The following is a 17,250-nucleotide window of genomic DNA, read 5'->3' as shown; positions in this document are numbered from 1 at the left end:
CCCGGGGTCGAAGCCCTTCATCCACCGCACCGGAGTAGCAAAATGTCATCGACACCACGCCTTTCCTTGCTGTTGCTGGGCAGCGCCCTGCTGGTGGCCTGCAACGCCACCAGCACCCCGACAGCCCCCGGCCCGGAGCCGCAGCTGCAGGGCTGGCACTGGCAACTGCAACAGGCCCTGCAGGCCGACGGCAGCCCGATTGCCGAACTCAGCGGCGTGCCGGAGCAGCCCCTGCAACTCAATTTCGAGGAACAGCGCCTGGGCATCACTGGCAGCTGCAACCTGATCGGCGGTGACTATCGCATCGAACAGCAGCGGCTGCAGGTCGGTCAGCTGATGCAGACCATGATGTACTGCGACAATCAGGCGCTGATGCAGCGTGAAAGCGCCATTCGCGACTTTCTGGGACAGTCGCTGCAACTGCATGTGCAGGACAATGGCGAACAGCGCCAGCTGCAACTGACCAACGCTGCCGGTCAACAACTGCTTCTGCAGGGCACTCCGACCGCTGAAACCCGCTACGGCAGCACCCCGGAAATCGTCTTTCTGGAAGTTTCCCAGGACCTCGCAGATTGCCAACACCCACTGATGCCGGAGCACCGCTGTCTCAAAGTCCGCGACCTGCACTACGACGAACAGGGGCTGCAACGGAATGCCGGCGAATGGCGACTGATGTACGAGTCCATTGAAGGTTTCGAACACCAGGCCGGCATCCGCAATGTGCTTAGGCTCAAGCGTTTCACCCGCGCCCAGCCGCCGGCCGACGCCTCCCGCTTCGTCTGGGTGCTGGACATGGTGGTCGAGTCGGAAATGATGATCCGCTGATCAGTCGGCCGCCGCAGGCCTTGCGGCGGCCAATCAAACCAGTGAATACCCTGTAAACAACGCGATTGCCCGGGGCATGCCGCCCACCTACACTCATCGGTCACAAAGGGACCGGGCGCCTGGCTGCGCCGCCAACCAACCTGCACAGAGGCATCGCGATGAAAACCCGTATCACCGAACTGTTCGGCATCCAGCACCCGATCATTCAGGGCGGCATGCACCATGTCGGCTATGCCGAACTGGCCTCCGCCGTCGCCAATGCCGGCGGCCTGGGCATGATCACCGCCCTGACCCAGCCAAACCCCGAAGCCCTGCTGAATGAAATCCGCCGCTGCCGGGAAATGACCGACAAGCCGTTCGGCGTCAACCTGACCTTCCTGCCCTCAGTCACCCCGCCGGATTACCCCGGTTATATCCGCGCCATCATTGAAGGCGGCGTCAAGGCCGTGGAAACCGCCGGCAACAATCCGCAGAAATACCTGCCGATCCTCAAGGAGCACGACATCAAGGTGATCCACAAGTGCACCGCGGTGCGCCATGCACTGAAGGCCCAGGCCATTGGCTGTGACGCGGTCAGCGTGGATGGTTTCGAGTGTGGCGGCCACCCCGGCGAGGACGACGTGCCGAACTTTATCCTGCTACCGCGCGCCGCCGACGAGCTGGAGATTCCCTTTGTTGCCTCCGGCGGCATGGCCGATGGCCGCTCGCTGGCTGCTGCCCTGGCGCTCGGCGCCGAGGGCATGAACATGGGCACCCGCTTTATCGCCACCCGCGAAGCGCCGGTACACGAGAACGTCAAGCAGGCGATTGTCGCCGCCAGCGAACTGGATACCCGACTGGTGATGCGTCCGCTGCGCAATACCGAGCGGGTGATGACCAACGCCGCCGTCGAGCGTCTGCTGGAGAAGGAACGTGAACTGGGCAGCAAGCTGACCTTTGCCGACATCGCCGCGGAAGTTGCCGGGGTCTACCCGCGCATCATGAAAACCGGCGAAATGGATGCCGGCGCCTGGTCCTGCGGCATGGTTGCCGGCCTGATCAACGACATCCCCACGGTGCAGGAGCTGATCGACCGCATCATGGCCGAAGCCGAAACCATTATCCGCCAGCGCCTCAGCGGCATGTTGAACAACTGATAAGGAACATCCACATGAGTTTCGACACTCCACTCTTTCTCTGCGGCCCGCTGCGCGAGCCGAAACAGATGCTGGCCGACCAGGAATACAGCGGCCACACCTCGATTCACGATGACGCCATGGCCGAGAAACTCGGCTTTCGCGCCGGCCCAATCGAAGGCCCAACCCATTTCAGCCAGTTCACCCCGCTGCTGGCCGAGGTCTGGGGCCAGACCTGGTTTGAGCGTGGTTGTTTCTCCAGTCACTTCCAGAACATGGTGGTCGAGGGCGAACAGGTACGCGCCTTTATCGAGCGCCCGGCGCCCGGTGCCACCCGTGTGCGCTGCTGGGCGGAAAAGGCCGACGGCACCCCGGTACTGGAAGCCAGCGCCAGCCTGGGCCCGGATGACGGCCCCAGCCTGCTGGATGAGCGCATGGCCAAATTGCGCACGCCGGAGAAGCTGGTGATTCTCGCCGACCTCAAGGTCGGCATGACCGGCAAGCAGGATGAACCGGTACGTATGGACGCCGATCAGCACATGGGCAACCTGTACCCCTTCTCGCTGGCACAGAAGCTTGAGCGCATCACCGAGAACTCCCCGTGGTACAGCGACCCGACCAGCAGCCCCTGGGGCCGGGCGATCATCCCGCTGGAAATGGTCAGCGTACTGGCCGAATACAGCAGCAAACTGGCTGAATTCCCGGTCAAACAACCGGTCATCGGCCTGTTTGCCGACCAGGAAATCCGCATGATCGACGGCCCACTGTTTGTTGGTGAGGACTACCTGATCCGCCGCGAAGTGGTTGCCCTGTCGGAAAGCAAGCGCACCGAATCCTACTGGGTACGCTCGCGCATCTATGACGCCAGCGGCACTGTGCTGAAGGCCGAGATGCTGCTGAATCATGCCACCCTCAAGCACTCCTACCCCAACTACGAAGCAGAGGCGTAAAACTGCGCCATGGAAACCCGCATGTCCCGTGAACTGATCCAGGGCTTTGACCCGACACGCCTGCAGCGCATCGCCACGCATATCGACCAGCAGTACCTGCAGCCGGGCAAATTGCCCGGCTGCGTCACCCTGATTGCCCGTCGCGGCGAGCTGGTCTGGTGTCAGTCACAGGGGCTGCGGGATGTCGAACGCAACCTGCCGATGCAACGTGACACGCTGTTTCGCATCTACTCGATGACCAAGCCGGTCACTTCGGTAGCACTGATGCAGCTTTACGAACAGGGCTGTTTCTTGCTCGATGATCCCGTGCACAAATACATTCCGGCCTGGCAGAACTTGCGTGTGTACAAGGCCGGCGTGCATCCGAATTTCCTTACCACGGCCTGCCAGCGGCCGATGACCATTCGCGACCTGCTCAGTCACCAGTCCGGATTAACCTATGGCTTCATGCAGCGTACCAATGTGGACGCTGCCTACCGCGCACTCAAGCTCGACGGCGGACCGGGAATGACGCTGGAGCGACTGGTAGACGAACTGTCACGCTTGCCGCTGGAGTTCTCTCCCGGCAGCGCCTGGAACTACTCGGTGGCCACCGATGTCTGCGGCTATCTGGTCCAGCTGCTGTCCGGCAAGCCGCTGGATCAGTATTTCGCCGAGCATATCTTTGCCCCGCTGGGCATGCAGGACAGTTTTTTCAGCGTACCAACAGCCAAACTGCCGCGCTTTGCCGCCTGTTACCAGCACCAGCCCGGCGACTCCTTCAGCCTGCAGGACGACCCGCAGGACTCGCCATTCAGCCGGGCCGGCTACCTGTCAGGCGGAGGCGGCCTGGTATCCAGCGTTGACGATTACTGGCGCTTTGCGCAGATGCTGGCCAACGGCGGCAGCCTCGACGGCCAGCGCATCATCGGGCCAAAAACCCTGGGCTTTATGCGCCTCAACCACCTCCCGGACAACAGCGACCTTCCGAGCCTGGCTCTGGCCGGCTCGTTCAGCGAAACACCCTATGATGGCAGCGGTTTTGGCCTCGGCTTCTCGGTCAAGCTGGATGTGGCACGTTCGCAAACCATCGGATCGGTGGGTGAATACGGCTGGGGCGGCATGGCCAGCACCAACTTTTTCGTCGACCCGGCCGAGGATCTGCTAATGGTGTTCATGACCCAGCTGATCCCCTCCTCCAGCTATCCAATTCGCCAGCAACTGCGGGCCATGCTCTACGGCGCACTGGTCGACTGAGCAGACTGCCTGTCACATGCCTGCAACCGGCCTGTGACAGGCTCATGGCAGTTCCTGCAACGGGCTGACCATGACCGAAGAACTACTGAAAATCCAGCGCCACCTGCCCGAACTGCTGGAACTGGAACACCTGCTGGAAGTGGGCAAAAAATACCTGCGGGTAGATATCGCCTGTCAGGTCGAGGTCGATGGGCTGCGCGTACCGGTGCAGGTGCTCGAGCTGGGCAGCCTGGCCAATGATGCGCCGGTAATCGGCTTCTTTGCCGGTGTGCATGGTGTTGAGCGGATAGGTACTCAGGTGTTGCTGTCCTGGCTGCACAGCCTGGTGCACCGCCTCGAGTGGGACGAGTCGTTGCATGAACAGTTGCAGCACCTGCGCCTGTTGCTGATGCCGATGATCAACCCCGGCGGCATCTGGCATCACCGGCGCAGCAACCTGAAGGGTGTCGACCTGATGCGCAATGCACCGATAGATGCCATGGGTCCCGCCCCCTGGCTGGTCAGTGGTCACCGTATCAGCCGCCACCTGCCCTGGTATCGCGGACGCCGCGACCAACCAATGGAAACCGAGGCCATGGCGCTGGTCAACACAGTGCGCCAGCGCCTGCTAGGCCGCCCCTTTGCCCTCAGCGTTGACTGCCACAGCGGCTTTGGCCGGCGCGACCGGCTGTGGTGCAGCTATGCCCGCAGCCATCGACCGATTCCCCACATTGCTGAAGTGCACGCCCTGAAACAGCTGTACCAGCGCAGCTACCCGCACCACCACCCGTACATCATCGAGCCGCAATCGGTGAATTACACCACCCACGGTGACCTCTGGGACTACCTGTACGATGAAGCACTGGAACAGCATCCGCAGCAGGTCTATCTGCCGTTCACCCTGGAGATGGGCTCGTGGCTGTGGGTACGCAAGAATCCGCGACAGATGCTCGACTGGTTCGGCTATTTCAATCCGGTGATCGACCACCGCAAGCGCCGTGTGCTGCGCCAGCACCTGCCGCTATTCGAGTTCCTCAGTCAAGCAACCCGGGCCTGGCAGCACTGGCAACCAGCCGCCACGGAGCGCGAACGCCTGACGCGTGAAGCCATTCAGCAATGGTTTATCTGAAACCCACAGACTGTCATTTTCCGGTCTTCAAGCTAGACTGGGGGAAAAACATAAGGAGAAATCATGGATGCGTATACCACTGTTGCTCTGCCTGGCGGTTATTCCACTGTCCCTGCACGCTGACGATGGTGACAGCGACCTGACGCCCTGGATGGTTGAACGCATCACGCCTGTCCACGACAGCGTCTCCAGATGGGTCAGCAATACCTCGCGTAACATTGATGATTTCTTTGGCAGTGACGACAGCTACAGCGTGGAAAACCGCTCTTTCCTGCGTCTGAGCAGTGAATTTGACTGGCAGGAATCAGAAGACTTCGAGACCGACCTGAGTATCCGTGCGCGTCTGGATCTGCCAACCACCCGTGACCGCCTGCGCCTGTTGATCGAAAGCGATCCGGAAGAACGCCAGGGCACCCTGGCTGACCAGGGCAGCCAGCGGCTGCGCCGCGACCAGAACGACAGCAGCTCCACCACCATTGGCCTCGATCATCTCGACTCAAAGGACAAGCGCGAAGGCTGGGCAACCCGTTTTGGCGGCGGCGTTCGTTTCCGTTTGCCGCTTGACCCCTATGTGCGACTGACCAGCGAGCGCCTCTGGGATCTGGGTAACGGCCCCTGGCAGCTGGGGTCATACAACCGGCTGTCCTGGTTCAACAGTGACGGCTACTCGGCACGAAGCCGCTGGGATATCGGCCGCCCCCTCAGTGAAAGCCTGCATTTACGCTACATAACCCAGTTCCAGTGGCAGGAGGAATACGACACGCTGGAGTTTTCCCAAGGGGCAGAGCTTAACCAGATTCTCGGTCGGCGCAGCGCCATGCGTTATGCCGCTGCCATGGTCGGCAACAGCAGCTCAAGCCCGCGCATCAATGATTACTACCTGCTGACCCATTACCGCCGCGACCTGCACCGGGAAATTCTTTACCTTGACGTAATACCTGAACTGCACTTCCCGCGTGACGCCAACTTCGACCCCCGCTGGGCCTTTACCCTGCGCCTGGAAATGTTGTTCCGCGGGGATATCAGAAAGCGCGAATAAAGCCGTACCGGAGACGGCCTGGCCATGGCCTTTTCAAAACCCTTGCAAAAGAGCCAGCCAGGCAACCAGCAGAGAGGAAACAACCACCAGGCTGATAGGCTTGCGCAACGCCGGATACCAAACCGGCGCAAGCCCATGGCTTACCGCCCAGCGGTCAGCCACATAAAGCAGCAAGAACGCCAGAAAAAATACTGGTAATGCCAGCGCAATCGGCAGGCTCAATCCAAGCCACCCCAGCAACGGGGGAATGACAGACAACCCCAGCTGGATGGGTGCCTTGTCACTGGTTTCCTCGGCGCGCATTGCCAGCCCCCAATGAATGGCTCCCATAAAAGCCAGAATCACGGCCGCATAGGCCAGCAACTCATCCATCACTCGATCACGCCAGCCCTCGGGAATCACCCACAGCCCCAGGGCACCGGTTACAAAAGGCACCAGCCCAGCCACACTGAGTACCAATGCAAGTCTGGGTGGACGAATAGCATTGAACGGATGCATCGCAAATCCCCTGCCTGATCTATGTTCAGGCTTCTGATTATAGTGGTGGCTGCGACCCGGATGACAGCACCTCATCCAGCACCCGGGTCGGCTGTGGCGGACGGCGTCGTGGTAACCGGCGCAGCAATACCCGCAAGCTCTGCTGCAGGGCCTTGCGCCCTGACCTGCGGCTTCCGGCTTCCGGCTCGGCATAGGTTACCTGCACAAATTGCTCGAAAAAGGCCTTCAGCTCGGCGCGCTGGCCAGGCAAATGCTGCATCAGCCGCAACTCCCAGCTGCGCGGCCCTTCTCCCGGCTGCGCCTGCAGACCGATTCTGGCCAGCCGGCGATCCAGGCGCTGCCAGGCGCGCACCCGCCAGTCTGCCGCACGCCGCGCCGGACGCAAAATCCACAGTACGACCGGCACAGTCGCCAGCAACACCAGCAACAACGCCCAAATTGCAATCCGCTGCCAGTCGGTAGTGCCAAACCAGTTCTGCAAAAACCGCAACTGCTGCTCGCTCTGATAGCCAAGCACGCGCAACTGCCATTGGTAGTTCACATCATCCCAGAACAGACGGCTCTGGTTGATCCAGCCCACCTCGCGGTAGCGCACCGGAGACAGGAAAGCATCCTCCAGAAAGCTGCCCTCGCCACGAACCGCATCCTGCAGGCCGCGCTCGATACGCTCAGGCGCTACCGCAAAGGTCGGGTCATAGGTAACCCAGCCCTGCTCCGGCAGCCAGGCCTCGACCCAGGCATGGGCATCGAACTGGTGTATCAACAGATGGTTGCCACGAGGATTGAGCTCGCCCCCCTGGTAGCCGGCTACTACCCGTGCCGGGATACCGGCGGCGCGCAGCACAAAGGTCATGGCCCCGGCGTAGTGCGCACAGAAACCGCGCTGCGTATCAAACAGAAACTCGTCATTGCTGTGCTGGCCGAGCCGCTGCGGACGCAGGGTGTAATGGTAAGGCTCACGATTGAAATGCTGCATCAGGCTGTCAATCAGGTCGGCATCACCGGCATGGCGGGTCCGCAACTCTGCGGCCCAAGCCCTGCTGCGTGGGTCTACTCCCTCGGGCAAAGCCAGAAAGCGCGCCCGCTCGGCGGCATTCAGCCCCTCGGGCTGCAGCAGCGACTGTGGTCGCGACTGCACCTGGTAGGAAGTAATTGCATTGAGTGCGGCACGGGCCCGCAGGTTGAAATCGGCTGTCTGCAGCACTCCCGGATCATTGCTGCTGGCCCCGCGCAAGGCAAACAACCAGGGCTGACCTGAGGCACCAGCCACCACCTGATAATCGAATTGTGGCCCACGGGGCTCCCAACTTACCCTGCTGAGCAGCGGCGCCCCCATGCTCCAGCGACGGCCATCAAAGTCCGCCAGCGTCATGCTGCGCCAGTAAAGTTCACTGGCAGGTGGTATGTCTCCATCAAAACTGACCCTGAAGGCCAGCGCTCCGGAACGGGCCAACTCCGCCACATCGGCCGGCGCCATGCTTTCTGCCAGCCCGGTCATACGCGCACTGCCCGGTGCATTGACCGCCCACAGCGGAGCAATCCGCGGAAACAGCAGGAAAAGCACCAGCATCAGCGGCACCGCCTGCAACAGGAGCATGCCGCCGACCCGCAGGGCACTCAGCGGATTTTGTCGGCCGGCTGTCTGCTGCAGACCTACCAATGCCGCCACCAGCACCAACAACACACCGACCTGATAGAGCGTCAGCAGTATTCCCTGATCAAACAAAAAGGCAGTAGCAGTGACAAAAAACCCCAGATAGATCACCACCAGCGCATCCCGCGGCGTGCGCATTTCCAGCAACTTGAGCATGAACAACAGCACCAGCAGCATGACGGTCGCGTCCAGCCCGATCAGGGTACGCAAGTGACTGAAGACCATGCCGAATACCAGCAACAACCCCAGCGCCCGAATCAGCAAGGATGGAAAGGTCCAGCGCATACGCTGGATCTGGATGCGCCAGAGCACACACAACAGCCAGAATGCCCCGGCCCACAGGGGCAAGCGTGGCAAGTGCGGCAGTATTACCGTCAACTGGGCAACCAGCAGCCAGGCCAGGCTGCTGCGCGGTATCAGTTCACCAGGGGTGCTCATGGGCTATTCCCGAACAAGGCCAGAGCACGCAGACAGCGGTCGCGGTGCGCCTCCCCGAGTGACGGATCTATGCGCTCACCCGCCAACAACAGACCGTAGGGACGACTCTCACGCTCCAGACGCAAGACCCAGCCGGTAAGACAGCCCAGCCGTGCCTCAAGATCATTACCCTGGGCCAGATCCAGACTCAGCCAGCAACTGTCGCCGGCCAGATCAGTGAATAGCCGACTGTGCAACCCTTGACCACGTGACCAGGCGCGCCAGTCAAGCCGGCGCTTGCTGTCACCTGGCTGGTAGGCACGCAAACCGGCAAAATCTTCGACACCTTCAAGGGCGCTCGGCTCACCGTCCTCGGCGTCGGCTCCGCTGCCACCGACCGGCAATGGAAACTGCAGCGGATGCGGATAAACCAGCACCTGCCACTGCAGTGCCGGCAGACTCCAGGCAACGAACCAGCCCAGCGGCCAACGGGTTTCCACACGCAAACGCTCGGGATACAGCCAGCCGCGCCGGGTAGTCTGCAGATACAGGGTTGCCGCCTGGGGTTCACCGGCAGCAACGTCCAGCGTCAGGCGCTGCTGACTCTGCCAGCCCAGCCGCAAGGCACTGCGCGCCCGGCTCCCGGCATCCAGCCACAGACTTAGCGCGGCCTGTTCACCACAAAATACCGGCGCCACACCGCCGCTGCGCAGCTGCATTCCCGCCAGATTGCGCCAACTGTGGTGCAGGGTGACCCAGAACAAACTGAAAAGCAGGAAAGTCAGCGCATACACCAGACTGTTCTGGTAGTTAATTGCAGCGACCAGCAAAGCCGCTAACAGGGCGAGCAAGCCGAGCCCTGCGCGGGTTGGCAGAATAAATATTTGACGGTGCCCGAGCCGAACCTCGGCACTGGCTGGCATCCGGCGCTGTAGCCAGCCCTGTAGCCAGCCGCGAAACAAGCCGCGCAGGCGCTGCATCAGAGTGCCGCCACCTCGGACAGCAGCCGACGGGCCAGGGCACCGCCGCCATGTCCGGCAGGGTCATCCGAGGCTCGCAAACGATGGCTGACCACTGCCGGCAGTACCGCCTGCACATCCTCGGGAATCACATACTGGCGATGTTCGAGCAAAGCCCAGGCGCGGGCAGCAGCCAGCAAACCAAGGCTGGCACGCGGCGACAGCCCCCAGGCAAAACCTGCCTGCTCACGGGTGTAACCAACCAGACGCAGGATGTACTCGATAATCGCCTCGGACGCTGACACGCGCGGTACCGCCGCCTGCAAGGCACGCAACCGGATCGGGTCCAGCACGGGCGCCAGGGCCTCCAGTCGGCTGCGTCCCTGATCACCCTGCAACAGACTGCGCTCGGCCGCCGGCGACGGGTAGCCGAGTGACAGGCGCATCAAAAAGCGGTCCAGTTGCGATTCCGGCAAGGCAAAGGTGCCGCCCTGGGTGACCGGATTCTGGGTAGCTATAACAAAAAAAGGATCGGGCAACGGGCGAGTGGCACCCTCGATAGTCACCTGCCCTTCCTCCATCGCCTCAAGCAGCGCACTCTGGCTTTTCGGCGTGGCCCGGTTGATCTCGTCGGCGAGAATCAGTTCGGCAAAGACAGGTCCCGGATGAAAAACGAATTGCCCGCTGTCGCGGTCAAAAACCGAGGTGCCAAGAATATCGCCCGGCAACAGGTCACTGGTGAACTGGATGCGCTGGTAGCTCAAGCCCATCACACGTGCCAGCGCCTGTGACAGGGTGGTCTTGCCCATCCCCGGCAGATCCTCGATCAACAGATGCCCGCGAGCCAGCAGACAGGCAACTGCCAACCGCACTGCCCGAGGCTTGCCGAGCAGCACCTGCTCCACAGCCAGCACCACCTGATCCAGTTGTTCGCGCATTGTCACCTCGATTGTTCTTCCCTGCCATCAGGCGATCTTAGAGCCCAACTGCATACACTGAAAGGGAGCAGAAACATGCCGTCATCTAGTCGCCTGCATGGAGAATAGCAGTGACTCAGCCCAGCCGGGACATTATGAAATGGTGGAGACTGGCGACGGTGAGAAAGGCTTCTGCCTCGATCTCGTCGTCAGGGATCTGGATCCCGAAAGTGCTCTGGATATCCGCCAGAATCAATACCACCGCCATGGAGTCGAATTCGGGCATGGCTCCAAGCAACTCGGTATCCGGATCCAGCGGTTGCTGATCATCCAGATGCAGATTGCGCCGCAGTAACTGCTGAACCTCGATAAGACGCTCCATTACCTTGCCCCCTGATCATGATGGAAAATCGCCGGATTCTGACAAAAATGCCGCTCAGGCACAAACAGGGAAAGACTGGCAACAAGGCCCTACAGCCTTGCAGGCTAGCCTGCCGACCGCGGCGGCGCAATAAAGACAACCGCCACGCAGCGCATCCGCACAAAACCAATAAATCAGGCGGCCACATCCGCCGCCCCCTGCACAGTAAAACCGTGCGGGGCCTTGCAACTATCTGCGGTTCTGGTAGTGTCTGATGCAAGGCCGACGTCCTGTCGCCCGCATCTGCCCCTTTTACTCAGTTCCCGGACACCCTGTCAGCGACCGGGTTGCGGATGCATACAACCACATTGAGCAGTCCAGCCATGCGACCCGCGAGGTCGCTTTTTTCACTGGCCTGCCCATAGCAAGGAGAAATGCCGTTCGCCATGAACAAGTCACCCGCCATTGTGATGTCACGCCTGGATGTTCAGCGTCTGGAAAAGGTGCTGGATACCCTGGACGGTCCCATTGACCTGATGGAAGCCCTGGAAGGCGAGATGTTGCGCGCTCGCGTAGTCAGCCATACCAGCATCACACCGGATGTGGTGACCATGAACTCAACGGTGCGCTTTGTCGACGAAGCCAGCAGCCGTGAGTTTGTGCTGACTCTGGTATACCCCGACCAAGCCGGCCGAGCCGGTACCATTTCAATTCTGGCACCAGTCGGCATCGCCCTGCTCGGCCTGAAGAAAGGCCAGAGCATTGACTGGACAGGCCCGGGCGGCCGTCCATTGAAACTGAAAATCATCGACATTACCTACCAGCCGGAAGCCAGCGGCGACTTCCATCTCTGAATGGTAACGCCTGGCAGGTGCGGCCTTAGCCGCACTTGCTGTCGCCGCAGTTCAGGCAGGTCAGACAGCCGTCCATCTGCACCGCTGCCTGGGTGTGGCACTTGCCACACATTACCGCACCCGGCGGATAGGACTGGGTGCTGTCGTCACACTCGGCATCCACCTGCCCCTGGGGCTTGAGACTGGTGAATTCGGCGCGCTTCTGCTCCAGGTAGGCACGCTGATGGTCATCCATCTCGTCCTGCAACATGCCGATCTTTTTCAGGTGCTGGTCCAGTACATCGCCAATCTCGGCGACCAGCGAAGGCATCCAGCGGCCACCGCGCTTCATGTAGCCGCCCTTGGGATCGAATACACTGCGCAGCTCCTCAACCAGGAAGGTGCAGTCGCCGCCCTTGCGGAACACCGCCGAGATAATCAGCGTCAGTGCGGAAATCCACTGGTAATGCTCCATGTTCTTCGAGTTGATGAAGATCTCGAAGGGCCGGCGCGATTCGTGGTCACTGCCCGGGTTCAGCACCAGATCATTGATGGTGACGTAGAGCGCATGCTCGGACACCGGGGTCTTGATCTTGTAGGTGCTGCCTTCCAGGTCCTGCGGGCGCTTGAGCTTCTCGTGCATTTCCTCGATGGCCAGGGCTGCCTTGGCAACCTCCTGAACGACGGCTTTGGGCTCGTCCGGCTTGACCACTGCGTAATCGACGATCTTGTTGCTGATTTTCACTGCCATGATGGGTATTCCTCTGCCCCGTCAGCGACAGGGCCTTGCAATGGGGTAATGGGCCTGCGGCTGTTCAGAACTTGCCGTAGTAGCCTTCCTTGAGGGCATCGTACAGGTTGGCGGCACTGTGCAGCTCGCCGTCGTATTCCACCTCTTCGTTGCCCTTGACCTCAATAAAGCTGCCGTCATCCAGCTTGAAGCGGTAGGTGGTATTGGCCAGATCTTCTTCCTTGACCAGCACGCCCTGGAACGCCTCGGGATTGAAACGGAAGGTGGTGCAGCCTTTCAGACCCTGACGGTAGGCATACAGATAGATGTCCTTGAACTGCTCGTAGGGGTAGTCGGTCGGCACGTTGGCGGTCTTGGAAATCGACGAGTCCACCCACTTCTGTGCGGCCGCCTGCACATCCACGTGCTGCATCGGCGTCACATCATCGGCGGCGATAAAGTAGTCCGGCAGGTTACGCTTTCCGGCTTCCAGGCTCGGCAGCGCCTCGGCATCGATAAAGTGCCGGTAGGCCAGCAGCTCGAAGCTGAATACGTCGACCTTTTCCTTGGACTTCTTGCCTTCGCGGATCACATTACGGAAATAGTGGTGGGCGAAGCTTGGCTCGATACCGTTGGAGGCGTTGTTGGCCAGCGACAGGGAAATGGTGCCGGTCGGCGCAATCGAGCTGTGGTGGGTGAAGCGACCACCCTTCTCGGCCAGTTGCGCGATCAGTTCGGCATCCACCCCGGCCACCTGCTGCATATAGCGGCTGTATTTGGCCCAGAGCACCTTGCCCTTGACCCGGTCACCGGCCTTGAAGCCATCCGCACGCATTTCCGGACGCTTGGCGAGCATCTTCTCGGTAACCTCGAACTCCTCGTCCATGATCGGCGCCGGGCCCTTTTCTTCAGCCAGTTGCAGGGCAGTACGCCAGCCCTGCACCGCCATCTCGCGGGACACCTCTTCGGTGAACTCCAGCGACTCCGGCGAACCGTACTTCATGCGCAGCATGGTCATCGCCGAGCCCAGACCGAGGAAGCCCATGCCATGCCGGCGCTTGCGGTAGATCTCGTCGCGCTGCTGCTCCAGCGGCAGGCCGTTGATCTCCACCACGTTGTCGAGCATGCGGGTGAAAATATCCACCACCTTGCGGTACTCGTCCCAGTCGAAACGCGCCTTGTCGGTGAACGGGTCACGCACGAACAGGGTCAGGTTGACCGAACCCAGCAGGCAGGCGCCGTGCGGCGGCAACGGCTGCTCGCCACAGGGGTTGGTGGCGCGGATCGCCTCGCAGAACCAGTTGTTGTTCATCTGGTTGACGCGGTCGATCAGGATGAAACCCGGCTCGGCAAAGTCATAGGTAGAGGCCATGATCATGTCCCACACCCGGCGCGCCTTCACCGTACGGAACACCCGGCAGGCTACCTGGCCATCCTCACGGGTGACGTAACGGGCATTGCTCGGCCACTCACGCCAGATCACCTGGCTGTCATCGTTCAGATCAACAGCATCGGCATCCGCTTCGGCCTGGGTCAGCGGGAAGGCCAGCTTCCAGTCGGCATCCTCCTCTACCGCCTGCATGAACTCCTCGGTGATCAGCAGCGACAGGTTGAACTGGCGCAGCCGACCGCTCTCGCGCTTGGCGCGGATAAAGTCCATTACATCCGGATGGCCGACATCAAAGGTAGCCATCTGCGCACCGCGACGGCCACCGGCAGAAGAAACGGTAAAGCACATCTTGTCGTAGATATCCATAAACGACAGCGGGCCGGAGGTGTAGGCGCCGGCGCCGGAAACATAGGCACCACGCGGGCGCAGGGTAGAGAACTCGTAACCGATACCGCAGCCGGCCTTGAGGGTCAAACCGGCTTCGTGCAGCTTGGACAGGATATCGTCCATCGAATCGCCGATGGTCGCCGACACTGTGCAGTTGATGGTCGAGGTGGCCGGCTTGTGCTCCAGCGCACCGGCATTCGAGGTAATCCGGCCAGCCGGAATCGCACCGTGGCGCAGGGCCCAGAGAAACTGCTCGTACCAGTGCTCGCGCACCTTGGGTTCCTCGACTTCGGCCAGGGCGCGGGCAACCCGCTGGTAGCTCTCATCAACAGTCTTGTCGATAGCTACACCGTCCTTGGTCTTGAGTCGGTACTTGGTATCCCAGATATCTTCCGACGCAGTCTGCAACGGAATGCTGGTAACCACGTTGTGCAGTCGCTGCACCTTGGCTGTCTGACTCATTGTTATCTCCTGAATGCTCGGCTGACGGCCCCGGAGGGCCAGCTTCAAGGCCTGCGCCGGCTTATGGTCGACACTGGCAAAAAACACTACTGGTTGTGCATGACGCGCAATCCTAGACCCAGATATAGGAAATATCAACCGTGAAAATTGAGCCGGAAGGGCTTGACGGGCGTGCATAAAAGGCCAGTGCGGTCCTTCGACCGGCAAGTCAGCCAGTCTCCGTGCGGGTTGCAGCCATCGATCAGCTTTGCTGACCGTCCATCGGGAAGAAACAACCACAACTGTGCACACCAAATCGCTCGAGACCTTCCTGCTGCATCGGCGCCGACAGTTCGGCCAGTTGGTAGTAGACATTCCGATGCAACCGCGCCTGCAGACCATCGCGCACCACGACAACCGGCTGCAGTTCACCGGAAACCCCCACGGGCAGCATCTGCAAGGGGTGGGCGGCATCCAGCCAGAAACTCTCGTCCATGTTGGTGGTCAGGTGAATGCGCTGATCGTCAGCGTCGCCCTCCACATCCGCGCGAATAACCACAAAGGGTGTCGCCTCGACCCGGATCAGCCAACGTTCCACCGGCGTCACCAGCACATAACGACCGTCCTCTTCCAACCGCAGGATACTGGCAAACAGCCGCGCCAGCCGGTGCCGACGAATCGGCCGCCCCTCGTGATACCAGGTGCCGTCCCGGGCGATACGCATATCCAGCTCACCGCTGAGCGGCGGATTCCAGAGATGTACGGGCGCTGGCTTTAACACCTCTTCGGCAGTTGCATCCGGCAGGGACTTGAGCAGGGTTTCGGCAACAGGCGCAAGATCACTCATAGAAACCCCTCAGCGGGCCAGCAGACGGTTCAGATAGTCGCGCAGCGGACGGCCGAGCAGATCTTCCGGGTCGGCTTTCCACAATTGCAAAAAGCCACCGCGCGAACGTATGACTGCATGGTCTATCTGCCGTCGACTGCCAGCCTCGAACAGCGTCAGCTGCAACACCGCCCGGTCGGTTCCCAGCGGCGCATCAGTGCCCTGCTCCTCCCACTGTTCAACACTGCCAAGCGCGTCCCTGGCCGAGGCAAAACGCGCATACAGCAGGTAATCCATACGTTGGCTGTGGGCCTCACCCAACGCCTCATCAAGCCCCAGCGGCTGACTGGCGCGACGCACCTCGGGGAACAGCTCAACCGCCGCGGCGAAGGCCTGTTCGGCGACGATATTCGGCCGCACCTGGGCATTGCCGTCAGGCATATAATGCCCCTGGGCAATAAACAGCCGCGAGTCGGACTGCAGCGTCCAGTTGGCACGCCGCTCGATGCGGTGATGATCCAGCACACCGGCGTCGCCCAGGTAATAGCGCGAGGTGGCCTGCATGTCCGAAGGCTTGACGCAACCGGCCAACAGCACGGCCAGACATACCAGCAGCAGTGACTTGCCCATCAAACCTCCGGCTTGCTGTTCGATCGTTTACAGACCACGCATCCACTCGGCACGCAGTCCGGCCCGCTCGGGACGTGTACGTGCCAGCTCAATCTGCTCAAGCATGTGCGCCTTGTCACGCCCCAATACGCCCTTGAGCACCAGGTAGTTGGAGGCATGATCACTGCGGAACACGCTGTCATTCAGCTCCAGCGCCTCGACAAACCAGTGCATTTCACTGAACAGACCGGCCTGGTCGAGTGGCTGGAAATCGCTGTAACGTTCACGAAAACGCTGCATGCCCTGCGGAAAGCTCACCACCAGTGTAGACAGGTATTCCGGCTGGGTATCGTTCATCAACGCCGCCGAGTTCAGCGCATGCTGGCGACTCAGGCTGGCGCCGCCAAGCCCGTTGAGAATCATCACCGAACGCTGGATGCCAGCCTCCCCCGCCTTGAGCAATGCCTCGGCGGTAGAGGCCCGGGTTTCACCCTTGTTGACTCGCTCCAGCACCTCGTCATCGCCGGATTCGGCGCCCACGTAGAGCATCTGCAGACCGGCCTCACGCAGCTCGCGCAGCTCATCCACCGACTTGCGCTTGAGATTGCGCGGCAAGCAGTAGGAGGTAACCCGATTGACTTCAGGCATATATTCGCGGATTGCCTGCAGGATGCGCAGCAGCCGGTGGGTCGGCAACACCATGGCATCGCCGTCGGCCAGAAATATCCGCTGCACGATCAATTGCTCACCGGCACGGCGGATCTCGTCCAGCACCTCGGACTCATCGCGGGCACGGAATTTTTTCTGAGGGGCGGTGTACATTTCACAGAATGTACATTTGTTCCAGGAGCAGCCGTTGGTTACCGGCAGAATCAGCGAATGCGCCTCGCTGGGTGGGCGAAATACCGGTTCGATATAGGACACGGGGTACGGCGCAGCAGGCATTGCGAACTCC

Annotated in this window: 17 protein-coding genes; 7 read left to right on the top strand and 10 right to left on the bottom strand. The window is 61.0% G+C overall.

The genetic code is table 11. The features are described from left to right. Positions 1 to 42 precede the first annotated feature (42 nt). The 6 genes from BMZ23_RS09560 (at position 43) to BMZ23_RS09535 (ending at position 6,273) form a co-directional block, all read left to right on the top strand. A complete protein-coding gene (locus BMZ23_RS09560; protein ID WP_093476074.1) occupies positions 43 to 825 on the top strand; it encodes an META and DUF4377 domain-containing protein in 783 nt (260 codons plus the stop codon). Positions 826 to 983: 158 nt separating this feature from the next. Continuing rightward, positions 984 to 1,961 carry an NAD(P)H-dependent flavin oxidoreductase gene (locus tag BMZ23_RS09555; protein WP_093476071.1) on the top strand — a complete coding sequence of 326 codons (978 nt, stop codon included), beginning with the start codon at positions 984 to 986 and terminating at the stop codon, positions 1,959 to 1,961. A gap of 14 nt (positions 1,962 to 1,975) precedes the next feature. Then, positions 1,976 to 2,890: a hypothetical protein gene (locus BMZ23_RS09550; protein WP_093476068.1), complete on the top strand. Its 915-nt coding sequence runs from the start codon at positions 1,976 to 1,978 to the stop codon at positions 2,888 to 2,890. 21 nt (positions 2,891 to 2,911) lie between these two features. Then, a complete protein-coding gene (locus tag BMZ23_RS09545; protein WP_093476252.1) occupies positions 2,912 to 4,126 on the top strand; it encodes a serine hydrolase domain-containing protein in 1,215 nt (404 codons plus the stop codon). 70 nt (positions 4,127 to 4,196) lie between these two features. Continuing rightward, entirely contained in the window at positions 4,197 to 5,234 is a 1,038-nt protein-coding gene (locus tag BMZ23_RS09540; RefSeq protein WP_093476065.1) for a M14 family zinc carboxypeptidase, read from the top strand. A gap of 67 nt (positions 5,235 to 5,301) precedes the next feature. Then, positions 5,302 to 6,273 (top strand): hypothetical protein, encoded by a 972-nt coding sequence (locus BMZ23_RS09535; RefSeq protein ID WP_093476062.1) that lies wholly within the window; start codon positions 5,302 to 5,304, stop codon positions 6,271 to 6,273. Between the two features lie 33 nt (positions 6,274 to 6,306). On the opposite strand, the gene BMZ23_RS09530 is transcribed toward BMZ23_RS09535, so the two are convergent. The 5 genes from BMZ23_RS09530 to BMZ23_RS09510 all read right to left on the bottom strand — a co-directional run bounded on the left by BMZ23_RS09530 (position 6,307) and on the right by BMZ23_RS09510 (position 11,100). After that, positions 6,307 to 6,771: a DUF3429 domain-containing protein gene (locus tag BMZ23_RS09530; RefSeq protein ID WP_093476058.1), complete on the bottom strand. Its 465-nt coding sequence runs from the start codon at positions 6,769 to 6,771 to the stop codon at positions 6,307 to 6,309. 37 nt (positions 6,772 to 6,808) lie between these two features. Further along, positions 6,809 to 8,863, bottom strand: coding sequence for a transglutaminase TgpA family protein (locus tag BMZ23_RS09525; RefSeq protein ID WP_093476055.1), 2,055 nt, complete (start codon positions 8,861 to 8,863; stop codon positions 6,809 to 6,811). Further along, positions 8,860 to 9,822, bottom strand: a complete 963-nt coding sequence (locus BMZ23_RS09520; RefSeq protein WP_093476052.1) for a DUF58 domain-containing protein — start codon at positions 9,820 to 9,822, stop codon at positions 8,860 to 8,862. Before BMZ23_RS09520 ends, BMZ23_RS09525 begins: the two co-directional genes overlap by 4 nt. After that, complete coding sequence (locus BMZ23_RS09515; RefSeq protein ID WP_093476049.1) at positions 9,822 to 10,739, bottom strand: AAA family ATPase; 918 nt, start codon at positions 10,737 to 10,739, stop codon at positions 9,822 to 9,824. The genes BMZ23_RS09520 and BMZ23_RS09515 overlap by 1 nt, the downstream gene beginning before the upstream one ends. A 115-nt stretch (positions 10,740 to 10,854) precedes the next feature. Further along, positions 10,855 to 11,100 carry an acyl carrier protein gene (locus tag BMZ23_RS09510; RefSeq protein ID WP_093476046.1) on the bottom strand — a complete coding sequence of 82 codons (246 nt, stop codon included), beginning with the start codon at positions 11,098 to 11,100 and terminating at the stop codon, positions 10,855 to 10,857. Positions 11,101 to 11,525: 425 nt separating this feature from the next. On the opposite strand from BMZ23_RS09510, the gene rnk reads away from it, so the two are divergent. Then, entirely contained in the window at positions 11,526 to 11,933 is a 408-nt protein-coding gene (rnk, locus tag BMZ23_RS09505; protein WP_093476250.1) for a nucleoside diphosphate kinase regulator, read from the top strand. A gap of 25 nt (positions 11,934 to 11,958) precedes the next feature. Here the strand turns inward: rnk and BMZ23_RS09500 are convergent, their stop codons facing one another. From BMZ23_RS09500 to BMZ23_RS09480, 5 genes are all read right to left on the bottom strand, one after another. Further along, the gene (locus BMZ23_RS09500; RefSeq protein ID WP_093476043.1) at positions 11,959 to 12,663 is read right to left on the bottom strand and encodes a TSCPD domain-containing protein; all 705 of its coding nucleotides are present in this window, start codon (positions 12,661 to 12,663) and stop codon (positions 11,959 to 11,961) included. Positions 12,664 to 12,727: 64 nt separating this feature from the next. Next, positions 12,728 to 14,881 (bottom strand): adenosylcobalamin-dependent ribonucleoside-diphosphate reductase, encoded by a 2,154-nt coding sequence (locus BMZ23_RS09495; RefSeq protein WP_093476040.1) that lies wholly within the window; start codon positions 14,879 to 14,881, stop codon positions 12,728 to 12,730. A 241-nt stretch (positions 14,882 to 15,122) separates the two neighbouring features. Beyond that, the gene (locus BMZ23_RS09490) at positions 15,123 to 15,707 is read right to left on the bottom strand and encodes a DUF1285 domain-containing protein (protein ID WP_093476037.1); all 585 of its coding nucleotides are present in this window, start codon (positions 15,705 to 15,707) and stop codon (positions 15,123 to 15,125) included. Between the two features lie 9 nt (positions 15,708 to 15,716). Further along, the gene (locus tag BMZ23_RS09485) at positions 15,717 to 16,316 is read right to left on the bottom strand and encodes a DUF4823 domain-containing protein (RefSeq protein WP_093476034.1); all 600 of its coding nucleotides are present in this window, start codon (positions 16,314 to 16,316) and stop codon (positions 15,717 to 15,719) included. A 27-nt stretch (positions 16,317 to 16,343) separates the two neighbouring features. Next, positions 16,344 to 17,240 (bottom strand): radical SAM protein, encoded by an 897-nt coding sequence (locus BMZ23_RS09480; protein WP_093476031.1) that lies wholly within the window; start codon positions 17,238 to 17,240, stop codon positions 16,344 to 16,346. Between the last annotated feature and the right edge of the window lie 10 nt (positions 17,241 to 17,250).

The sequence above is a fragment of the Halopseudomonas yangmingensis genome, from assembly GCF_900114825.1.
Taxonomy (GTDB): domain Bacteria; phylum Pseudomonadota; class Gammaproteobacteria; order Pseudomonadales; family Pseudomonadaceae; genus Halopseudomonas; species Halopseudomonas yangmingensis.
This window is presented reverse-complemented; position numbering and strand designations above follow the sequence as displayed.

What these genes read in the sequence shown, in the direction of transcription:
- BMZ23_RS09540 (WP_093476065.1), top strand. Translation starts at nt 4,197, where the DNA reads ATGACCGAAGAACTACTGAAAATCCAGCGCCACCTGCCCGAACTGCTG.
- BMZ23_RS09520 (WP_093476052.1), bottom strand. Translation starts at nt 9,822, where the DNA reads ATGCAGCGCCTGCGCGGCTTGTTTCGCGGCTGGCTACAGGGCTGGCTA.
- BMZ23_RS09530 (WP_093476058.1), bottom strand. Translation starts at nt 6,771, where the DNA reads ATGCATCCGTTCAATGCTATTCGTCCACCCAGACTTGCATTGGTACTC.
- BMZ23_RS09555 (WP_093476071.1), top strand. Translation starts at nt 984, where the DNA reads ATGAAAACCCGTATCACCGAACTGTTCGGCATCCAGCACCCGATCATT.
- BMZ23_RS09495 (WP_093476040.1), bottom strand. Translation starts at nt 14,881, where the DNA reads ATGAGTCAGACAGCCAAGGTGCAGCGACTGCACAACGTGGTTACCAGC.
- BMZ23_RS09500 (WP_093476043.1), bottom strand. Translation starts at nt 12,663, where the DNA reads ATGGCAGTGAAAATCAGCAACAAGATCGTCGATTACGCAGTGGTCAAG.
- rnk (WP_093476250.1), top strand. Translation starts at nt 11,526, where the DNA reads ATGAACAAGTCACCCGCCATTGTGATGTCACGCCTGGATGTTCAGCGT.
- BMZ23_RS09510 (WP_093476046.1), bottom strand. Translation starts at nt 11,100, where the DNA reads ATGGAGCGTCTTATCGAGGTTCAGCAGTTACTGCGGCGCAATCTGCAT.
- BMZ23_RS09545 (WP_093476252.1), top strand. Translation starts at nt 2,912, where the DNA reads ATGTCCCGTGAACTGATCCAGGGCTTTGACCCGACACGCCTGCAGCGC.
- BMZ23_RS09485 (WP_093476034.1), bottom strand. Translation starts at nt 16,316, where the DNA reads ATGGGCAAGTCACTGCTGCTGGTATGTCTGGCCGTGCTGTTGGCCGGT.
- BMZ23_RS09560 (WP_093476074.1), top strand. Translation starts at nt 43, where the DNA reads ATGTCATCGACACCACGCCTTTCCTTGCTGTTGCTGGGCAGCGCCCTG.
- BMZ23_RS09480 (WP_093476031.1), bottom strand. Translation starts at nt 17,240, where the DNA reads ATGCCTGCTGCGCCGTACCCCGTGTCCTATATCGAACCGGTATTTCGC.
- BMZ23_RS09550 (WP_093476068.1), top strand. Translation starts at nt 1,976, where the DNA reads ATGAGTTTCGACACTCCACTCTTTCTCTGCGGCCCGCTGCGCGAGCCG.
- BMZ23_RS09535 (WP_093476062.1), top strand. Translation starts at nt 5,302, where the DNA reads ATGCGTATACCACTGTTGCTCTGCCTGGCGGTTATTCCACTGTCCCTG.
- BMZ23_RS09490 (WP_093476037.1), bottom strand. Translation starts at nt 15,707, where the DNA reads ATGAGTGATCTTGCGCCTGTTGCCGAAACCCTGCTCAAGTCCCTGCCG.
- BMZ23_RS09515 (WP_093476049.1), bottom strand. Translation starts at nt 10,739, where the DNA reads ATGCGCGAACAACTGGATCAGGTGGTGCTGGCTGTGGAGCAGGTGCTG.
- BMZ23_RS09525 (WP_093476055.1), bottom strand. Translation starts at nt 8,863, where the DNA reads ATGAGCACCCCTGGTGAACTGATACCGCGCAGCAGCCTGGCCTGGCTG.